Origin of the sequence: Albibacterium bauzanense (genome assembly GCF_004339765.1) — a bacterium.
Taxonomy (GTDB): domain Bacteria; phylum Bacteroidota; class Bacteroidia; order Sphingobacteriales; family Sphingobacteriaceae; genus Albibacterium; species Albibacterium bauzanense.
The window spans coordinates 352,675-371,292 of record NZ_SMGO01000001.1 but is presented as its reverse complement, the minus strand read 5'-3'; the positions used below and the strand labels follow the sequence as shown (position 1 = coordinate 371,292).

The following is an 18,618-nucleotide window of genomic DNA, read 5'->3' as shown; positions in this document are numbered from 1 at the left end:
AACTAATTTCCGAGTTCAGACATGAATTTAATTCGCATTAGTTTTATTTCTTCGAATGAATAATCGTCATTCCCCAGCTCATCTAAAGCTGATTCAATGGAATCTGAATCTGCCTCTTTAAAGTAATCAAATATCTCATTTTGACGATCCTCATCCAAGACTTCATCGATAAAATAATTAAGATTCAATCGGGTACCCGAATTTACAATCGATTCTACCTCTTTTAAAATCTCTTCATAAGTTATCCCTTTTGCTGAAGCAATGTCATCCAAACCTATTTTTCTATCAATATTTTGAATTATGGATACTTTTAATGCTGATTTATTAGCAGTACTTTTAATAATTAGGTCAACCGGACGGTCAATTTCATTCTCTTCAACGTAATTCTTAATGAGAGAAATAAATTGAGTTCCAAACTTTAATGCTTTACCTGCCCCTACTCCCTGAATTTGCTTTAATTCATCGATTGATACCGGATAATGTATACACATTTCCTCCAAAGAAGGATCTTGAAAAATAACAAATGGAGGTAAACCTTTTTGCTTGGCTATTTTTTTTCTTAGATCTTTTAACATCTTAAGAAGGACTGAATCTACAGCATTCCCCCCTTCACCAGAACTAGCTTCACCTGTGTTTGAAGCCTTCTCCATTGTATTGTTAAGAATGAACTTAATTGAATATGGATTTTTTAAATAAGACTTCCCTTTTTCGGTTAACTGAAGCAAACCGTAGTTTTCTATGTCTTTTGAAAGAAAATTCTCAAGAACAGCCTGTCTAAAGAAGGATTTCCAATATACAATCCCTTCATTTTTTCCATAACCAAAGAAAGGATGTTCATCATGTTTATAGGAAGATACAGGCTGGTTATTCTGACCCATCATTACATTGGTAATATGATGATCGTCAAATTTATCACCCTGCTCTTGTATAAACTTTAATACTTTTAATAGAGAATCCTGTGCCTCAAAATAAGTCTTTTCGGCATTGCAGTTATCACACATGCAATCACATCCGGTTGCATCAAAATCTTCCCCGAAATAATGCAATATCTGTTTCCGTCTACATACAGCAGATTCGGAGTAGTCAATTACTTCCTTTAATATTTGAGTTCCAATTTCTCGCTCCGCAACAGGTTTATCTTTCATGAATTTGGTGAGCTTTTCAACATCTTTTTCAGAGTAAAAAGCTAAACAAACCCCTTCCCCACCATCTCTTCCTGCTCGTCCTGTTTCCTGATAATACCCTTCCATACTTTTGGGGATATCATGGTGAATTACATATCGGACATCCGGTTTATCAATCCCCATACCAAAGGCAATGGTAGCAACGATAACATCAGCTCCTTCCATTAAAAACAGATCCTGGGTCTCTGCCCTGGTTTTGGCGTCTAAGCCTGCATGATACGGATAAGCTCTAATTCCATTGATTTTTAGAATCTCAGCAATTTCTTCTACCTTTTTTCGGCTTAAGCAGTAAATTATGCCCGATTTTCCTGTATTGTTTTTTATAAAGCGAACAATCTCTTTTACAACGTCAACCTTTGGCTGTACTTTGTAATATAAATTTGGACGATTAAAGGATGATTTAAACAATTTGGCGTCAACCATATTCAAGTTCTTGCGGATATCCGATTGAACCTTCGGTGTGGCTGTTGCTGTAAGTGCTATGATAGGAATATTATCACCAATATTATTGATAACCTGTCTTATTTTACGATACTCCGGACGGAAATCATGGCCCCATTCTGAAATACAATGGGCTTCATCAACTGCAACGAAAGAAACCGTTATATAACGTAGAAACTCAATGTTCTCAACTTTTGATAACGATTCAGGTGCAACATATAGTAATTTCGTTTTACCATCTATTACATCTTTCTTTACCTGAGCTATTTCTGTTTTATTAAGGGAAGAGTTTAAGAAATGAGCGATACTTTCAGAGCCTCCAAATGCACGTAATTGGTCGACCTGGTTTTTCATTAAAGCGATAAGAGGAGAAATTACAATAGCTGTTCCTTTACTCATTAATGCAGGTAATTGATAACAAATCGATTTCCCACCACCTGTAGGCATAATAACAAAAGTGTCTTTCTTTTGCAGAATGTTAGTTATGATTGCCTCTTGCTCACCTTTAAAAGTATCAAAACCAAAAAATATTTGCAGATTATCGAATAATGATTTTTCTATTTGCATTGTTGTCCTCAAGGAAAATGTCTAATATGTACATTAGATTACTCAAAATAACATATTTTTGTGTGAATTCTGTACTAAATATAAAAAAAAATTGTGAAAACTAATTCGGAAATAAAAAACATTGCCATCAATACTTTAAAAACCGAAGCGGAAGCTGTTCTGAAATTAACTGAACACATTAATGATGACTTCGTTAAGGTTGTTACTGAAATTTTAAATATCAAAGGTAGGGTTATTATTACAGGAATTGGGAAAAGTGCAATTATAGCTCAAAAGATTGTAGCTAGCATGAATTCTACAGGAACCCCGGCAATCTTTATGCATGCTGCAGATGCGATACATGGCGATTTAGGCATGTTACAATCCGATGATTTGGTGATAGCTATTTCCAAAAGTGGCAGCTCCCCTGAAATAAAAGTCCTTATTCCTTTATTAAAACAGCTGGGTAACAAATTGATTGCATTAGTTGGCGATATAAACTCATATTTAGCTAAGCAGGCCGATTTTGTATTAAATACGACAGTTGAAAAGGAAGCTTGTCCGTTAAATTTGGCCCCTACAACCAGCACAACAGCACAATTGGCTATGGGCGATGCTTTAGCAATATCTTTATTAGAATGCAGATCTTTTAGTAATACAGATTTCGCAAGGTATCATCCGGGAGGTTCTCTTGGAAAGCAACTATATCTTAAGGTTGGTGATTTGGCATCTCAAAATGAAAAGCCAAGCGTGTTAATTCATGACTCTATTAAGAAGGTTTTGGTAGAGATAACGAAGAACCGCTTAGGAGCTGCTGCTGTTTTAGAAAACGATACCATCGTCGGAATTATTACAGATGGGGATATTCGTAGAATGATAGAGAACCATGAGAATATCGCTAACCTGACGGCAAAAGATATTATGGGAGTCAATCCTATTAAAATTCAAAAAGACGAGCTTGCTGTAAATGCTCTTGATTTACTACGAAAAAATCATATTACACAGGTAATTGTTACAGATGGTAAAGTATATGCAGGAATCGTTCATCTTCACGATTTACTTAAAGAAGGAATTATCTAATCAAAAGCTTACATTTGATTTGGTAAAATTCTATTATTTTATCGTTACTCATTAATTAGCATCAATGAAAAACAACTTTGTGGTTATCATGGCAGGAGGAATTGGAAGTCGTTTCTGGCCTGTTAGCAAATCTTTATATCCTAAACAATTCTTAGATTTATTTGGTACAGGAAAATCCCTTATCCAGTCTACATATCAACGATTCAGTGAAATTGTTCCCGTTGAAAATATATTTATAATAACGCACGAATCTCATTTAGAAATACTAAAAGAACAACTTCCTTCCGTATCAGATAATCAAATACTTGCAGAGCCAATCATGCGTAATACAGCTCCCTGTATTGCTTATGCCTGTCATAAAATCAAAGCAATTAATCCTGAGGCTACCATTGTTGTATCGCCCTCAGATCATTTAATTCTCGATGAGAAAAACTTTAATGAGTCTATCATTAAAGCACTCGATACTGCGTCAGAAGAAGATCGATTAATTACTTTAGGTATCAGACCATCACGACCCGATACAGGTTATGGCTACATTCAATATCTGGATGGGTCGGCTAAGGAAGAGTTTAAAAAAGTAAAAACATTTACAGAAAAGCCCAGTTTAGAAATAGCAAAAACCTTCCTTCAGAGCGGAGACTTTTTATGGAATTCGGGTATATTTATCTGGTCTGCAAAATCTATTATAAAAGCATTAGGTAAGTATGTTTATGAATTGAATGAGATATTCGCTGAAGGAGAAAGACACCTCAATGCAGATACAGAAAAGCAGTTTATAGCACTTGCATATCAACGTTGTCCTAATATTTCCATTGATTTTGCCATTATGGAAAAAGCAGATAATGTATATGTTTTACCCGTAACCTTTGGTTGGTCAGATCTTGGAACATGGAGTTCTGTTTATGACCTGGCAGAGAAAGATTTCTCTGGTAATTTGTCCATTCCTTCAAAGAACGTAATGTTCTACGATTCGAAGAATTGCATGGTTAGCGTAAAAAAAGAAAAACTAGTTGTATTACAGGGCGTCGACAATTTAATTATTGCAGAATCTGATAATGTATTATTGATTATTCCACGAGATCAGGAACAGAATCTTAAGCAAATTCTGACCGATGTTAAATCAAAGCACGGAAGTAAATATCTGTGAATTATTTCTTTGTACGTTGACGGATTGCTTCATAAACGACTACTCCGGTAGAAACGGATACGTTGAGTGAAGCTATTTCACCAAAGAGCGGTATTTTAGCTAAGTGTTCTGATATCCGGATTAAATCATCTGAAATACCTCTCTCTTCTGATCCTAAAATTAAAACACTTGGTGAGGTGTAATCAGGTTGATAAATAGTATCATCTGTTTTTTCTGTACAAGAAATTAATTGTAAGCCAGACTCCTGTAAGAATTTGGCCGTTTTATAAAGGCTATCAACCCTGCATACCGGGATTTTAAATAAGGCCCCCGCTGAAGTCTTTATAGCGTCAGGATTAATTTCTGCAGAACCTTTTTGAGGTACGATAATCGCATGTACGCCCGCACATTCTGCAGTTCTTGCAATAGCTCCAAAGTTACGGATATCAGTTACTCCGTCTAACATAAGAATAAGGGGCACCTCTCCCCTTTCATACACAAGTGGAATGATGTCTTCAATGTGCTGATAGGTAATTGGAGATATAATAGCAACAACGCCCTGATGATTCTTCCGTGTAAGCCTATTAAGCTTTTCAATTGGTACTTGCTGATAAGAGATATTTCTTTCTCTTATCAATGTTTTTAATTCTATTAATAACCCACCATTTAAACCTCTTTGAATAAATAAAGACTCTAGCTCTTTACCACTTTCAATTGCTTCAATGACTGCTCGGATACCAAAAATGAACTGATTGGTCTCTTTCTTAATAGGTCTGGAAAAATCTTGCATATATTCTATTTTCGCTACGAAGTTACAGCATTAATTATAGGTGAACAATAATTCATTGTAATTAAAATAAAACTCAATATAATACACAATTTTAAACTTATTAACACAATATATAAAATATTCACTATAAGGTATTTATGTGTAATGCTAACATTTTATCAACAACGAATGTTAATTAGCAGCTCCGTTTTTAAATATCAAAATGAAACATTACTCAGCTTTATAAATTGGGTGTTTATAAATGAAATGACCGAATCGAGTAAAATTTAGATATCTTTGTTTGTACAGAAAATCAATACGTTTTAGAGCATAAACCTAGTTATTTAGATATCAATGAGTACCAATGAATTTAACCCCTCTTCTAACAGATCTAACAAACCTGCCTTTATTGATCGCAAATCAAAGTACTCACAATTAACAGGCGGATTGGGTAAATTGCCTCCTCAGGCTTTAGATTTAGAAGAAGCGGTTCTTGGTGCTTTAATGCTTGAAAAGGATGCACTATCAGTGGTGATTGATATTTTAAAAACAGAAACCTTTTATAGCGATGCGCATAGTAAGATATTTGAAGCTATTACCAATTTGTTTCAGAAATCTTCTCCGGTAGATATATTGACAGTAACAGCTGAACTTCGTAAAATGGGTTCATTAGAACTGGTTGGCGGAGCTTATTACCTTACACAATTAACAGACAGGGTTGTATCTGCTGCAAACATTGAATACCATGCGCGGATAATATCTCAAAAATACATTCAAAGAGAACTTATTCAGATCTCATCTGAAATTATCACCAAAGCATACGATGAGACTTCCGATATATTCGATCTATTAGATAGTGCTGAAAAGAGCTTATTCGACATTGCTCAAAATAATTTACGTCGCGATACTCAAAAGATAGATGATATCATGCGGAATGCTGTGGATGCTTTGGAGAAGCTTCGTGATCGAAAGGATTCTTTAACAGGTGTCCCTTCAGGATTTACTGCATTAGATCGAATTACTTCTGGTTGGCAGCCTTCAGATCTTGTTATTATTGCTGCAAGGCCAGCTATGGGTAAAACTGCTTTTGTTTTAACTTGTGCCAGAAATGCAGCAGTACAATATGATAAACCCGTTGCTGTGTTCTCTTTAGAAATGTCGTCCGTTCAATTGGTAAATCGTTTGATTTCGGGCGAAACAGAGATTGAACAAGAGAAGTTGAGAAAAGGTAATTTAGCCGATCATGAATGGACTCAACTGCATTCCCGTATAGGAAAACTAACAGAAGCTCCTTTATTAATCGACGATACACCTGCATTGAACGTATTTGAGTTTCGTGCAAAGTGCAGAAGATTAAAGGCTCAATTTGACATTCAAATGGTCATTGTCGATTACCTTCAATTAATGCACGGAAAGGTAGATGGAAAAGGCGGAAATCGTGAACAAGAAATTGGTAGCATTTCACGTGCTTTAAAATCAGTGGCAAAAGAGTTAAATATCCCCGTAATTGCACTTTCTCAATTAAGTAGAGCTGTTGAAAGTCGCCCTGGAAATAGCAAGCGTCCTATGCTTTCAGATTTACGTGAGTCGGGATCTATTGAGCAAGATGCCGACATGGTTTTATTCCTTTACAGGCCAGAATATTATGGACTTACTGAAGATGAAAGTGGTAACAGTACAGCTGGTGTTGGAGAAGTAATTATAGCCAAGCATAGAAACGGTGAGATTGCAACAGTTCCATTGAAGTTCGTCGGTAAATATGTGAAATTTACCGATTTGGATGATGATTTTGGAACACCAGCCAGTTCATTTTCAGCAGGAATGGCCCCTTCTCAAGAGTTTAACAGTCCGGGCGTTATTACACGTTCGTCAAAAATGAACGATATGAATAGTGACGAACCACTACCATTTTAAATTTCGTTAATAATCATCGTCATCATCTATATCTAATCCCAAAGCCATATTATAAACTCCCTGCAGCTCTGAAAAGGCATGCATGTTTCTTGCTTTTTTGGCTATCTGCATCCCCTTTTCATAAACCGATATAGCCTCATCCCTTCTATCCAGTAATTCTAATAGTTTTCCTGTATGATAATAGGTTCCTATATAATCCGGGTTGTTCAAAAGTAGATCCTGATAAAACTTTAAAGCTAAATCATATTGCTTTAGTTTTACGTGTTCTGTGGCAATCGCGTAGCGTATAAATGGATCTGTTGAACCCTCGTTTAAAAAGTTCATTAATTGCTCTAAACGTTCCTTACTCATTGTTCAGTCGTTGTTTTTTTTTGTTAGATTTGTAAAAAGGAATTTTTAATAATTTAACTAAATGAAACCATCATGAGTTTATAAACTTCACAAACCGAAATAATAAACACCCATGATAGTTTTATCACCATTTAAAAACAATTTATTCTGATGAAAATATTAGTATGTATTAGCAGTGTTCCTGATACAACCACAAAAATAACCTTTACAAATGATAATGCCCAGTTCAATTCGACGGGTGTACAATTTATTGTAAATCCTTATGATGAAATAGCTTTAGCAAGAGCTATTGAGTTAAGTGAAGGTGGAAAAGGAACAGTAACTGTAATTAATGTTGGAGAAGCCGAAACAGATCCTACGATTAGAAAGGCCCTGGCTACCGGTGCAGATGATGCTGTACGCGTTAATGCAAAACCTAGAGATGCCTGGTTCGTAGCCCATCAGATAGCAAAATATGCCAAAGAAAATAACTTCGATTTAATATTAACAGGAAGAGAGTCAATTGATTATAACGGAACACAAGTTGCAGGTTTCGTTGGTGAACTAATGAACATTCCTTCTGTATCTATTGCTAAAAAAATTGAAGTTCAGGATCAGACAGCTTTAGTTGATCGGGAAGTTGAGGGAGGAAAGGAAGTATTAAGTATTTCTCTACCCTGCATAATTGGTGTTGCAGAAGGTGTTGCAGAATCACGTATTCCAAATATGCGTGGTATCATGTCGGCGCGCACTAAACCCCTGCAGGTTATTGAAGCTGTTGAAGTAGCTGAACTTTCAAGTGTTACTAAATTTGAAACTCCTCAACCCAGAGGCGAAGTAACATTAATAGCTGCCAATGAGCCAGAAAAATTGGTAGAATTGTTGCACAGTAAATCACATGTTATATAGGCTCTGGCCAAACATGTTATACGTAAAATCAAAGAAGAAATGTCTGTATTAGTATATGTAGAAAATACCGCAGGTGAATTTAAAAAATCTGTATTTGAAGTGGTTTCTTATGCCAAAGCAATTGCAGGTTTATTGAATACCGATTTAACTGCCATCTCCATTGGAACTGTTGATCCATCTAACCTGAATCTATTGGGGCAATATGGAGCCTCAAAAATATTAAATGTTAACTCTGATCAGTTAAAATCATTTGTTAGCCATTCTTATGCATCCGTTATTGCTTCTGCAGCCAAGAGCGAAAATTCGGCTGTTGTTATTCTTTCAAACTCTTTCAGTGGTAAAGGTTTAGCTCCTCGTGTTGCAGCTAAGCTTGAGGCGGCATTTGCACCTGGTGCAGTAGCTCTTCCTGAAATAAGTGGCAATAATCTGATTGTTAAAAGAGTTGCTTTCTCTAGCAAAGCATTTGCTTTTACAGAATTGAAAGCAGCCAATAAGGTACTATCCCTAACTCCAAACTCATTTGAGCTAAAAGTAGATCAAGTTCAGCCAGAGATCATTGATTTTGATCCTCAGTTAACAAATGATCTGAATACCATTATTAAAGATATTGTACGTTCAACAGATAAAGTATCACTTGCAGATGCTGAAATTGTTGTGTCGGGTGGACGAGGCTTAAAAGGACCTGAAAACTGGGGATTGATAGAAGAACTTGCCGACGCATTAGGAGCTGCTACTGCTTGCTCAAAGCCTATTTCTGATGCTGGATGGCGCCCTCATGAAGAACATGTTGGTCAAACTGGTATTTCTGTGCAGCCAAATTTGTATATTGCAATTGGTATATCTGGTGCCATTCAACACCTTGCAGGCGTGAGTGCATCTAAAACCATAGTTGTTATAAATAAGGATCCTGAAGCTCCTTTCTTTAAAGTAGCTGATTATGGAATTGTAGGCGATGCATTTGAGGTAGTTCCTCAATTAATTGCTGCAATAAAATCTTATAAGGCGGGGTAATTATAAGGGAGCCTTCGATAAATATTATTTGAATCTGAATTCTATTTATCGAAGACTTTTTTATTTAAAGATTATATGGATAAAATCAAATTAGAGATTATTGGCTTATCATATAGCCAAACCCAGTCAGGTGCTTATGCATTAGTTTTGGGGGAAGTGAATGGACGTCGGAGATTACCGATCATTATCGGTGGGTTTGAAGCTCAAGCTATTGCTATAGAGATCGAGAAAATGACTCCAAGCAGGCCGCTAACTCATGATTTGTTTAAATCATTTGCAGATACCTTTGATATTACAATAGAAGAGATCTTAATATATAATCTGGTAGACGGCATTTTCTTTGCCAAACTAATCTGTAATGATGATGGTAGAATCGTTGAGATTGATGCCCGCACGTCAGATGCCATTGCCATAGCCGTTCGTTTTAATTGCCCTATTTATACCTATGAATTCATTTTGTCATCTGCTGGCATTATAATCGAAGGAAATGATTTTGCATTTCTTGAGAATATGGATTCTGACTCAAAAGATATTGGCTCAAAAGAGAAAGAAAGTCCCATTTCTTACTCTACATTTTCTGATGAAGAATTAAAAGAGAAACTCCATCAGGCATTGGATGACGAAGCTTATGAAAAGGCTGCTAAGATCCGTGATGAAATTTCCAGAAGAAAGTCTTCCTGACTTGTAGCTGACGATGCCTCGTGTTTTTTTCGTACTTTTGCATTTGATTCTATTTATAAAATTATGGCTAATATAAAAGTATATACCGAAGAAACCCCTAATCCAGCTACACGTAAATTCTTAGTAAATAAGCTATTAATGAATGGTAGTTTAGATTTCCCTACACGTGAGTCTGCACAAGTATCACCCTTTGCAAGCGAGTTATATAAATTCAATTTTGTTGATGGTGTTTTCTTTGCAAGTAATTTTGTAACCGTTACAAAATCAGCCGACAGCACCTGGGAAGATATTGAAGCAATCATTAAAGAATTTGTAAAAGGAGCAGTAGAGTCTGATCTAAAAGTTCAGGAAGTTGTTACCGATATGAATGTAAACTTTGAAGGCACAGACATTGAAGTTAAGATTCAACAAATTCTGCACGATTATGTAAGACCGGCTGTTGAGCAAGACGGCGGCGCTATCCATTTCTTAAATTATAACGAAGGTACGGTTACTGTTGAACTACGTGGTTCATGCAGCGGTTGCCCTTCTTCTATAGTAACCTTAAAGGCAGGTATAGAAGGTTTATTAAAAAGAATGGTTCCCGAAGTTCAGGAAGTAGTTGCCGATTCCCTTTAATCAGAATTAAACAGATAAAGGAGCCATTGTTTCCGGGTTCTTTTTAGTGTATTTAATACTCCAGAATATACCAACAATACCTGCAAGAACCATGATTACTGAAATCAGTTCTGCTTGAGTAAAGTCTAAGCCAAAGGCATGGTATTTTGAGTTAACACGGATAAGTTCAATCGTGAAACGCTCCAGTCCGCTAAAGATCAGGTAAATGGCAAATAACATGCCTGCATACCTGATCTTCTTTCTTAAGAACCATAGAATTCCGAATAGTATTAAACAAGCAGTAAATTCATATAAAGATGTTGGGTATACTCCTACTGGTAACGTATGGCAAAATCTACCAACGCATCCTTCAATAGGCACACCAGCATCTATGACATTATGAGGAAATTTGAAAGACCATGCCCAATCCGGAAGCCAGGATAACAGACCGGGCTTAGCGGCTGTGTTTTCAATCCCCCAGTCTCCATCGCCAGACATATGGCAACCCATTCTTCCTACTCCATAAGCCAGCATCATTCCGGGTGCTCCAACATCCAGCATATGAGCAGGCTTTATACCATGTTTGTTTGTAACATATAAAACTGCCGCACCACCACATATCAGTCCGCCGTAAAATGTTAATCCGCTAAATGAGAATATCCCTTCTATCGGATTAGCCATAAACTCATCCCAATATTCCAGATTATGAAAAATCTTAGCACCTAATAATCCAAAAACAGCTGCCCAAACCAATGCATTGCCCATTAATTCATAAGGATGCACAGTCTCGGTAACCTTTTTAGGCTTGGCAAGTTGAGTTCGTTTTTTATCTTTCCATATCCAGTAAATAAATAAAGCTCCTAATACAAGCCCTCCTACTATATTGCCTTCACCCGAAAGAATAAAACCTTGTGGGTCTTGAACCAGCCTTTCATAATTGAAAAATGCATGAACAACCTTAAAGCCTAACAAAAATCCTAAAATACCATTTAGAACTAATTCAGTTGTGCCAGCAGGTTCTCCCTCTATGCGTGTTCGTTGAAAAGGCTTGATTAAGCCCTCCTTTTCCTTTCGTTTTAACTCTTTAACGAACATACTATATCCGCAGGCAAAAGCGATTGCAACAAACAAACCAAAGGTTTGAATAGGTAGAGGAACAAAAATTCCTGTAATATATTCTATAAGGTGTGATAGGGTTGGAAACATAGGATAAAGATATAGTTTTTAAAGATAAGCAGAAAAGAGTAAAGATGATTTAACGCATTTTAAAACATTTTAATAAAGACGCTGTTGTTATTCTAATCAATCAAACATGCTTATGAAAACTTTTGGAATTATTCTTACTATTTTGGGTATCGTTATGCTCATATGGACTGGTTTTAGTTATACCAAACAAGAAAAGGTAGTAGATATCGGCCCATTGGAGGTAAATGCCGATAAAGAAAAACAAGTTAACTGGCCTTCTTATACGGGTGGTATTTTACTTGTAGCCGGAGTAGTTTTAATATTGGTTGATAAAAAGAAAGTTTAATTTATAAAAAGGGCCCCGTTGAATATTCAACGGGGCCCTTTTTATTATCGTTTAGCTAAATCAACATAGTTACGTTCAGGTGCACCTACATATACCTGACGAGGACGACCAATTGGCTCCTTGTTAGTACGCATTTCACGCCATTGAGCAATCCATCCCGGAAGTCTGCCCAGTGCAAATAAAACGGTAAACATATCTGTTGGAAAGCCTAATGCCCTGTAAATAATTCCTGAATAGAAATCAACATTCGGATATAGTTTTCTTTCTATAAAATAAGGATCGTTAAGAGCAGCATTTTCTAGTTTCTTCGCAATTTCCAATACCGGGTCATTAATTCCTAATTTCTCCAATACTTCGTCACAAGCTTTCTTAATAATTTTAGCTCTGGGATCAAAGTTCTTATATACACGGTGACCAAAACCCATTAAGCGAAACGGATCGTTTTTGTCTTTTGCCTTTGCAATCCATTTATCACAATCTCCTCCATCATTTTTAATCTTTTCAAGCATTTCAATTACCGCCTGGTTCGCTCCTCCATGAAGTGGCCCCCATAAAGCAGATATCCCTGCAGAAATAGAAGCAAATAAATTAGCTTGTGATGATCCTACAATTCGAACCGTAGAAGTTGAACAATTCTGCTCATGGTCGGCATGAAGGATTAATAAGGTATTCATGGCAGAAACCATTACCGGATCAATTTCAGTCTGCTCGGTTCTTTGACCAAAGATCATATTTAAAAAGTTGGTTACATAATCTAAATCGTTAGAAGGATAGATTAGCGGATGGCCCAATGATTTTTTATATATCCATGAAACAATGGTTGGCATCTTTGCCAAAAGCTGTATAACCGTTAAGTCTTCCTCTTCCTCTGTTGCGTGTGCATTCAGAGATTCGGGATAAAATGCAGATAATGCACCTACCAATGCAGACAACAGACCCATTGGGTGTGACTTTGATGGAAAACCATCAAAGAACTTTTTCATGTCTTCATGAATAAGTGTATGCCTTCTTACTGTCATACGAAAAGTTTCCAGTTCGTTTCCAGTTGGCAACTCTCCATAAATCAATAAATAAGCAACTTCAACAAAAGTTGATTTTGAAGCTAATTCTTCAATGGCATAACCACGATAACGAAGAATACCCTTTTCACCGTCTAAGAATGTAATGGCACTTTTTGCGGCACCTGTGTTTTTAAATCCAGGGTCAAGAGTAATATATCCTGTTTGATCACGGAGTTTTGAAATATCGATCGCTTTCTCATTCTCTGTTCCAGTAATTACAGGTAATTCTAAGTTATTTTCCCCAATTCTTAAAGAAATAGTTTCAGACATATTTAAATTTGGTTTTATACAAAAGTAATTAATTCGATTAAAATTTAGGATGTACGTATACAGAATAAATTCTAATCTGCTATAAATGTAAAAATGATGTTAAGAAATTACTAACTACGAATTTCACGTTCAGAACGTCTAAAAGTAGCAAAATTTAAATAAAAGACACCAATTATAATTAAATTTTTATTCAGAATTTACAACTGGATTACCAATTAGCTTATTTTCAGTTTTTAAGGACCTGATAAAAGCTAATATTACTTAAATTTCTCTTTTAAGGCAGCTAGTTTTGCTTGCATATCTAATTGACTATCATTATTTGTACGCTTTTTAATTTTAACAGGCTTCTTTTTAGGAATCGGTGCTGGTTCATTTCTCATTGATAACGCAATTCGCTTTCGGGCGACATCCACACCGGTAACCCGCACTTCTACTTGTTGGTTAACCTTTAAAATTTCATTCGGGTCTTTCACATATCGATTTGAAAGTTGACTCAAATGAACCAATCCATCTTGGTGAACGCCAATATCTACAAAGGCTCCAAAGTTTGTAATGTTGGTAACCAGGCCAGGTAAAACCATTCCTTCTTTTAGATCGTCAATGCCATTTATGCCTTCTGCAAAAACAAAGGCTTCAAATTGATCGCGCGGATCTCTTCCTGGTTTTGCCAGCTCAGAAAAGATATCATTCAATGTCGGCAAACCTACGGTATCATTCACATAGTCTTGCAGTTTGATACTTTTTCTCAGCTTATCGTCCTTTAAAAGCTCTGAAACTGAACTTTTAGAGTCTTTTGCTATTTGCTCAACCAGCGAATAACGCTCAGGGTGAACTGCACTGGCATCCAAAGGATTTTCAGCATCGGTAATTCTTAGAAATCCGGCTGCCTGTTCAAATGCCTTCCCTCCTAGTCGCGGAACCTTTTTTAAATCCTCACGTGATTTAAAAGGACCGTTGTCATTTCTGTAAGAAATAATATTATTGGCTAACGCAGGGCCTAAACCAGATACATAAGCCAAAATCTGCCTGGAAGCTGTATTTAATGAAACTCCAACTGCATTTACACAGCTACTTACCGTTTCATCCAATGATGATTGTAATTTTGCTTGGTCTACATCGTGTTGATATTGCCCTACCCCTATTGATTTGGGGTCTATTTTTACCAACTCTGCCAGTGGGTCCATCAATCTTCTACCAATAGATATAGCTCCTCTAACAGTAATATCGTAATCCGGAAACTCTTCTCTTGCTACAGGTGATGCCGAGTAAATAGAAGCTCCGTTTTCATTCACCATTACTACAATGACCGAAGAAGGAACAACGCTGCGAATAAACGTTTCTGTTTCTCTTCCTGCAGTACCGTTACCAATGGCGATAGCCTGGATTGAAAATTTGCTTATTAAATCGTTAACAATCTTTTCAGCATCTTTTAACTTTCCTTGTCCGGTATGCGGGTATATAACACTATTATCAAGTAGCTTGCCTTGTTCATCTAAACAAACAATTTTGCATCCGGTGCGGAAACCCGGATCGATGGCCATTAATCTTTTTTGCCCTAAAGGAGCTGCTAATAGCAATTGTCTGGCATTTTCAGTAAATACCCTGATAGCTTCATCGTCTGCTTTTTGCCTTGTTAATACCCGGATCTCTGTTTCAATAGAGGGTTTAATCAATCTTTTATAACTGTCTTGCGTAGCAAGTGCTATTTGCTTAGAACTATCGTTATTTCCCTTCTTAAATTCTTTGTTTAATATATCGATGGCATCATCTTCATTAACAATTAATTCCAGCTTTAATAAACCTTCCTTTTCTCCGCGGCGCATAGCCAGTAATCGATGAGAAGCTACTGCCTTAACAGGCTCTTTCCAATCAAAATAGTCTTTGTATTTCTGTGCGCTTTCTTCTTTTTCTGCAATCAGAGTTGATTTAAAATCACCTTTCTCATAGAACAATTCTCGAACTTTAGAGCGTATAGATGCATTTTCAGAAAATAATTCAGCTAAAATATCCCGCGCACCTTGCAGAGCATCTTCAGCCGATTCAACTTCTTTTTCCTGATCAATAAATTCACTAGCTATTTTTAAAACATCGCCATCTTCCTGTAAGAGTAATGCATCTGCCAAAGGTTCTAAACCTTTTTCTCTCGCTACACTTGCTTTGGTTTTTCTTTTTGGTTTATAAGGCAGGTAGATGTCTTCCAAAATACTGAGCGTTTCTGCTTCATTGAGCATCTTAATTAGCTCAGGAGTTAATTTCTGCTGTTCTTCAATCGATTTAAAGATTGCTTCCCTCCTTTTATCAAGCTCTTGTAATTGTTTTAATAAATCTCGGATGGCCGTTATTTGTACCTCATCGAGCCCATTGGTCATTTCTTTTCGATAGCGTGCTATAAAAGGAATGGTTGCTCCTTCTTCAAGTAAAGAAATAGTGCTTTTCACCTGATTGCCTGCCAAGGCAAGCTCTTGAGAGATTTTAGATTCGTAATTCATGAATTTACAAGGGAATGAAATCTTAATTTTTTGAATAGAAAAGCCGAAAATAAATTCCGGCTCATCAATATGTGTAAAGGGATTATATTGGTTACTCTGTTTTAGAATTCGGATCCTCTGTGTTTTTAAGAGGTTCTGTGCTGTCAGCTGGTTCAGGAGTTTCAGTAGCCGATGCTGACGTTGCCTCATCTGAATGGACGCTGTAATCATAATTCGGCTGATAAAAGCCATCATATTCCGGATTGTAGTTTGGATCTAACGTAGGATCGCTGTAATCCTTTGTTGCAGCTGCCTCAGCAGAACTTCCTGTCGGGTCATCTGCATTGGCTGCTTCCTCCGAAGAAGGCCTTTCACTTTCTGCTACAACGCTTGCATCGCTGCTAGCAGGAGTCGATGAATTTTCTGCTATAGCTTTTGGTGCAGATTTTTTCTCAACATCCTTTTCAAAGTCGTTAATTTGATCGTTAATATCGCGTTTAATGGTTTCTGAAGCATCTTTAAACTCCCTTAACCCTTTGCCCAAACCGCGCGCTAATTCTGGAAGCTTCTTGCCTCCAAAGAGAAACAACGCAATCACGAAAATGAAAATCATTTCCTGCCCGCCTATGTTTAAAAATAAAAGAATTGAACTGTACATATTTTTCTAGTATTGGTTATTGATTCTTCAAAGTTATTATTTTTTAGGAATAATGATGAATATAAATCGGATAAATGATTGCTGTTTATCAGGGTATAAATAACCTATTTCATTCGTTGATTCCATAGGACATAAGATATCCGTATCTTTGCCGGATTATAAAAAAAAACAGACATTGAAAGCATATTTCTCAAAGTACTTACCTTATTACCGCTCCAACTTGCATTTGGCTGGCCCCATTATGATCTCTCAGTTAGGTCATACATTGGTTCATACTGCTGACAGTGTTATTGTTGGGCACTTTGCAGGTACCGTTCCTTTAGCTGCTGTGTCTTTGGTAAATAGTGTTTTTATGATCGTTATGGTAGTCGGTTTGGGAATTGCCTTTGGCTTAACTCCTTTAATTGCTCAAGAAAACGGCCGTAGTAATAAAGAAGAATGTGCCCGATTATTTTCAAACAGTATTTTTCTAAATATCATTTCAGGGGTAGTTCTGTTCTTTATAGTTTATTATGGCTCTATGGCTATGTTAACTCACCTTGATCAAGACCCGGCAGTTGTAGTAGAAGCCAAACCCTATTTGCTGATATTGAGTATTTCCATCGTTCCAATCATGATATTCAGTGCCTTCAAACAGTTTGCAGAAGGTTTAGGGTTTACCAGACAAGCTATGCGAATTACCATCTGGGGAAATGTATTGAATGTTATCATCGCTATTATATTCGTTAAAGGGATGTTTGGTATTAAGCCTATGGGAGTTAGCGGTGTTGGTTATGCTACCTTAATAGATCGTTGCTTGATGGCATTGGTAATGGGAGTCTATATTTTTAATTCAAAAGACTTCCGCCCCTATATTAAGCACTTTGTTTGGAAACAAGTTGATTGGGTTCGTTCTATTAATATCCTGAAAATCGGGTCGCCGGTTGCTATGCAGTATGTCTTTGAAATCGGGGCTTTTGCAGCAGCTTCTATTTTAGCCGGACAATTAGGTGCTGTAGAGCAAGCTGCTCATCAAGTAGCAATTAACTTAGCGGCCATAACCTATATGGTAGCAACAGGAATAGCTTCGGCTGCAACCATACAAGTAGGCAATAGCTTTGGGAAGAATAACTTGAATCGTCTCTTTAACTTCTCTGCTTCAAGCTATCATATTGTGCTGGTATTTATGGTTTTTACTGCACTTGTTTTTGTTGTTTTTAATAAACAATTACCTTGGATATTCACAGCCGATGAAGCTGTAATTTATTTGGCTGCACAGTTATTAATCATTGCTGGTTTATTTCAGCTGTTTGATGGTACCCAGTCAGTGGGTTTAGGTATATTAAGAGGTATGAGTGATGTTAACAAACCTACTTTTATCGTATTTGTTGCTTACTGGATCATCGGTTTACCTATTAGTTACTACTTAGGAATCCACCTTGGCTATGGTCTGGAAGGTATTTGGTATGGTTTAACTATCGGATTAATGGCTTCATCGCTTCTGCTCTTTCTTCGCTATCGCACAAAAACACGCCATTTACTTAAATAAACTGTTTGAATAATTAAGTTCAGTCTATTCAATACTATCGTCTTCTTTGTCGGCAGGGCTTTGCAGCTTATCCGGACTAATGATGTGGCGGATTATCCATCCTTCTTTACCGTCATCAAAACCTCTTTCAAAGAATACAGTAAACCTTTCGACGATTCCTTCTGGGTCTTGAAAGTAAATTTCGAGATTGATCTCATGTTCTGACTCCAGTTCAGTATGGTCGAGTTTTGATAACTCTTCGTAGGCTTTTTTCTTTATTTCTTCATCGTTGCGCATATACTTAATACAATCATAAGCACTTCTTGTTTTAAATAGTAGCATTACTCTTCCCTATCTCATTGTTTTACATCTTTCAAAATTTGCGGAGTATAGGGTTCGTTGTAACTACGTTGTTTAGCCTAAAAAAACGTAGACACAACGAAGAGATCATTCGATAACTACTCGAGTATGTAAAGCAATGTCTTTACATGACTGTTTTAAAGTACTAAAAAATCGAAACTTATCTGAATTATTA

17 protein-coding genes are annotated in these 18,618 nt (G+C 36.6%); 9 read left to right on the top strand and 8 right to left on the bottom strand.

Features of this window, described 5'->3' with window-relative positions:
- Positions 1 to 2 precede the first annotated feature (2 nt).
- Positions 3 to 2,192, bottom strand: a complete 2,190-nt coding sequence (recQ, locus tag C8N28_RS01635) for a DNA helicase RecQ (protein WP_132220904.1) — start codon at positions 2,190 to 2,192, stop codon at positions 3 to 5.
- A gap of 93 nt (positions 2,193 to 2,285) precedes the next feature.
- On the opposite strand from recQ, the gene C8N28_RS01630 reads away from it, so the two are divergent.
- On the top strand, positions 2,286 to 3,251 hold the full coding sequence (locus tag C8N28_RS01630; RefSeq protein ID WP_132220902.1) for a KpsF/GutQ family sugar-phosphate isomerase: 966 nt from the start codon (positions 2,286 to 2,288) through the stop codon (positions 3,249 to 3,251).
- A 64-nt stretch (positions 3,252 to 3,315) separates the two neighbouring features.
- On the top strand, positions 3,316 to 4,398 hold the full coding sequence (locus tag C8N28_RS01625) for a mannose-1-phosphate guanylyltransferase (protein ID WP_132220900.1): 1,083 nt from the start codon (positions 3,316 to 3,318) through the stop codon (positions 4,396 to 4,398).
- A 1-nt stretch (position 4,399) separates the two neighbouring features.
- Here C8N28_RS01625 and rlmB read toward each other — a convergent pair whose 3' ends face one another.
- The gene (rlmB, locus tag C8N28_RS01620; RefSeq protein ID WP_132220898.1) at positions 4,400 to 5,167 is read right to left on the bottom strand and encodes a 23S rRNA (guanosine(2251)-2'-O)-methyltransferase RlmB; all 768 of its coding nucleotides are present in this window, start codon (positions 5,165 to 5,167) and stop codon (positions 4,400 to 4,402) included.
- A 333-nt stretch (positions 5,168 to 5,500) separates the two neighbouring features.
- Between rlmB and dnaB the strand changes: the two genes are divergently transcribed.
- A complete protein-coding gene (gene dnaB, locus C8N28_RS01615; RefSeq protein ID WP_132220896.1) occupies positions 5,501 to 7,060 on the top strand; it encodes a replicative DNA helicase in 1,560 nt (519 codons plus the stop codon).
- A gap of 6 nt (positions 7,061 to 7,066) precedes the next feature.
- On the opposite strand, the gene C8N28_RS01610 is transcribed toward dnaB, so the two are convergent.
- Complete coding sequence (locus tag C8N28_RS01610; RefSeq protein ID WP_132220894.1) at positions 7,067 to 7,411, bottom strand: tetratricopeptide repeat protein; 345 nt, start codon at positions 7,409 to 7,411, stop codon at positions 7,067 to 7,069.
- Positions 7,412 to 7,561: 150 nt separating this feature from the next.
- Here C8N28_RS01610 and C8N28_RS01605 point away from each other — a divergent pair, with 150 nt between their 5' ends.
- The 4 genes from C8N28_RS01605 (at position 7,562) to C8N28_RS01590 (ending at position 10,609) form a co-directional block, all read left to right on the top strand.
- Entirely contained in the window at positions 7,562 to 8,299 is a 738-nt protein-coding gene (locus C8N28_RS01605; protein ID WP_132220892.1) for an electron transfer flavoprotein subunit beta/FixA family protein, read from the top strand.
- A 39-nt stretch (positions 8,300 to 8,338) separates the two neighbouring features.
- A complete protein-coding gene (locus C8N28_RS01600; RefSeq protein WP_132220890.1) occupies positions 8,339 to 9,310 on the top strand; it encodes an electron transfer flavoprotein subunit alpha/FixB family protein in 972 nt (323 codons plus the stop codon).
- 75 nt (positions 9,311 to 9,385) lie between these two features.
- Complete coding sequence (locus tag C8N28_RS01595; protein ID WP_132220888.1) at positions 9,386 to 9,991, top strand: bifunctional nuclease family protein; 606 nt, start codon at positions 9,386 to 9,388, stop codon at positions 9,989 to 9,991.
- A 63-nt stretch (positions 9,992 to 10,054) separates the two neighbouring features.
- Positions 10,055 to 10,609, top strand: a complete 555-nt coding sequence (locus C8N28_RS01590; RefSeq protein WP_132220886.1) for a NifU family protein — start codon at positions 10,055 to 10,057, stop codon at positions 10,607 to 10,609.
- Between the two features lie 6 nt (positions 10,610 to 10,615).
- Here the strand turns inward: C8N28_RS01590 and C8N28_RS01585 are convergent, their stop codons facing one another.
- Entirely contained in the window at positions 10,616 to 11,794 is a 1,179-nt protein-coding gene (locus tag C8N28_RS01585) for a prolipoprotein diacylglyceryl transferase (protein WP_132220884.1), read from the bottom strand.
- 112 nt (positions 11,795 to 11,906) lie between these two features.
- Here C8N28_RS01585 and C8N28_RS01580 point away from each other — a divergent pair, with 112 nt between their 5' ends.
- Entirely contained in the window at positions 11,907 to 12,119 is a 213-nt protein-coding gene (locus C8N28_RS01580; RefSeq protein WP_132220882.1) for a hypothetical protein, read from the top strand.
- A gap of 44 nt (positions 12,120 to 12,163) precedes the next feature.
- On the opposite strand, the gene C8N28_RS01575 is transcribed toward C8N28_RS01580, so the two are convergent.
- The 3 genes from C8N28_RS01575 to C8N28_RS01565 form a co-directional block, all read right to left on the bottom strand.
- Positions 12,164 to 13,450 carry a citrate synthase gene (locus tag C8N28_RS01575; protein ID WP_132220880.1) on the bottom strand — a complete coding sequence of 429 codons (1,287 nt, stop codon included), beginning with the start codon at positions 13,448 to 13,450 and terminating at the stop codon, positions 12,164 to 12,166.
- A 257-nt stretch (positions 13,451 to 13,707) separates the two neighbouring features.
- Entirely contained in the window at positions 13,708 to 15,939 is a 2,232-nt protein-coding gene (locus tag C8N28_RS01570) for a Tex family protein (RefSeq protein WP_132220878.1), read from the bottom strand.
- Positions 15,940 to 16,030: 91 nt separating this feature from the next.
- Positions 16,031 to 16,576, bottom strand: a complete 546-nt coding sequence (locus tag C8N28_RS01565; RefSeq protein ID WP_132220876.1) for a Sec-independent protein translocase subunit TatA/TatB — start codon at positions 16,574 to 16,576, stop codon at positions 16,031 to 16,033.
- A 175-nt stretch (positions 16,577 to 16,751) separates the two neighbouring features.
- On the opposite strand from C8N28_RS01565, the gene C8N28_RS01560 reads away from it, so the two are divergent.
- Positions 16,752 to 18,104, top strand: coding sequence for an MATE family efflux transporter (locus tag C8N28_RS01560; RefSeq protein ID WP_246012695.1), 1,353 nt, complete (start codon positions 16,752 to 16,754; stop codon positions 18,102 to 18,104).
- A 24-nt stretch (positions 18,105 to 18,128) separates the two neighbouring features.
- On the opposite strand, the gene C8N28_RS01555 is transcribed toward C8N28_RS01560, so the two are convergent.
- Positions 18,129 to 18,425: a hypothetical protein gene (locus C8N28_RS01555; protein ID WP_132220874.1), complete on the bottom strand. Its 297-nt coding sequence runs from the start codon at positions 18,423 to 18,425 to the stop codon at positions 18,129 to 18,131.
- Positions 18,426 to 18,618 lie beyond the last annotated feature (193 nt).

What these genes read in the sequence shown, in the direction of transcription:
- recQ (WP_132220904.1), bottom strand. Translation starts at nt 2,192, where the DNA reads ATGCAAATAGAAAAATCATTATTCGATAATCTGCAAATATTTTTTGGT.
- C8N28_RS01625 (WP_132220900.1), top strand. Translation starts at nt 3,316, where the DNA reads ATGAAAAACAACTTTGTGGTTATCATGGCAGGAGGAATTGGAAGTCGT.
- rlmB (WP_132220898.1), bottom strand. Translation starts at nt 5,167, where the DNA reads ATGCAAGATTTTTCCAGACCTATTAAGAAAGAGACCAATCAGTTCATT.
- dnaB (WP_132220896.1), top strand. Translation starts at nt 5,501, where the DNA reads ATGAGTACCAATGAATTTAACCCCTCTTCTAACAGATCTAACAAACCT.
- C8N28_RS01610 (WP_132220894.1), bottom strand. Translation starts at nt 7,411, where the DNA reads ATGAGTAAGGAACGTTTAGAGCAATTAATGAACTTTTTAAACGAGGGT.
- C8N28_RS01605 (WP_132220892.1), top strand. Translation starts at nt 7,562, where the DNA reads ATGAAAATATTAGTATGTATTAGCAGTGTTCCTGATACAACCACAAAA.
- C8N28_RS01600 (WP_132220890.1), top strand. Translation starts at nt 8,339, where the DNA reads ATGTCTGTATTAGTATATGTAGAAAATACCGCAGGTGAATTTAAAAAA.
- C8N28_RS01595 (WP_132220888.1), top strand. Translation starts at nt 9,386, where the DNA reads ATGGATAAAATCAAATTAGAGATTATTGGCTTATCATATAGCCAAACC.
- C8N28_RS01590 (WP_132220886.1), top strand. Translation starts at nt 10,055, where the DNA reads ATGGCTAATATAAAAGTATATACCGAAGAAACCCCTAATCCAGCTACA.
- C8N28_RS01585 (WP_132220884.1), bottom strand. Translation starts at nt 11,794, where the DNA reads ATGTTTCCAACCCTATCACACCTTATAGAATATATTACAGGAATTTTT.
- C8N28_RS01580 (WP_132220882.1), top strand. Translation starts at nt 11,907, where the DNA reads ATGAAAACTTTTGGAATTATTCTTACTATTTTGGGTATCGTTATGCTC.
- C8N28_RS01575 (WP_132220880.1), bottom strand. Translation starts at nt 13,450, where the DNA reads ATGTCTGAAACTATTTCTTTAAGAATTGGGGAAAATAACTTAGAATTA.
- C8N28_RS01570 (WP_132220878.1), bottom strand. Translation starts at nt 15,939, where the DNA reads ATGAATTACGAATCTAAAATCTCTCAAGAGCTTGCCTTGGCAGGCAAT.
- C8N28_RS01565 (WP_132220876.1), bottom strand. Translation starts at nt 16,576, where the DNA reads ATGTACAGTTCAATTCTTTTATTTTTAAACATAGGCGGGCAGGAAATG.
- C8N28_RS01555 (WP_132220874.1), bottom strand. Translation starts at nt 18,425, where the DNA reads ATGCTACTATTTAAAACAAGAAGTGCTTATGATTGTATTAAGTATATG.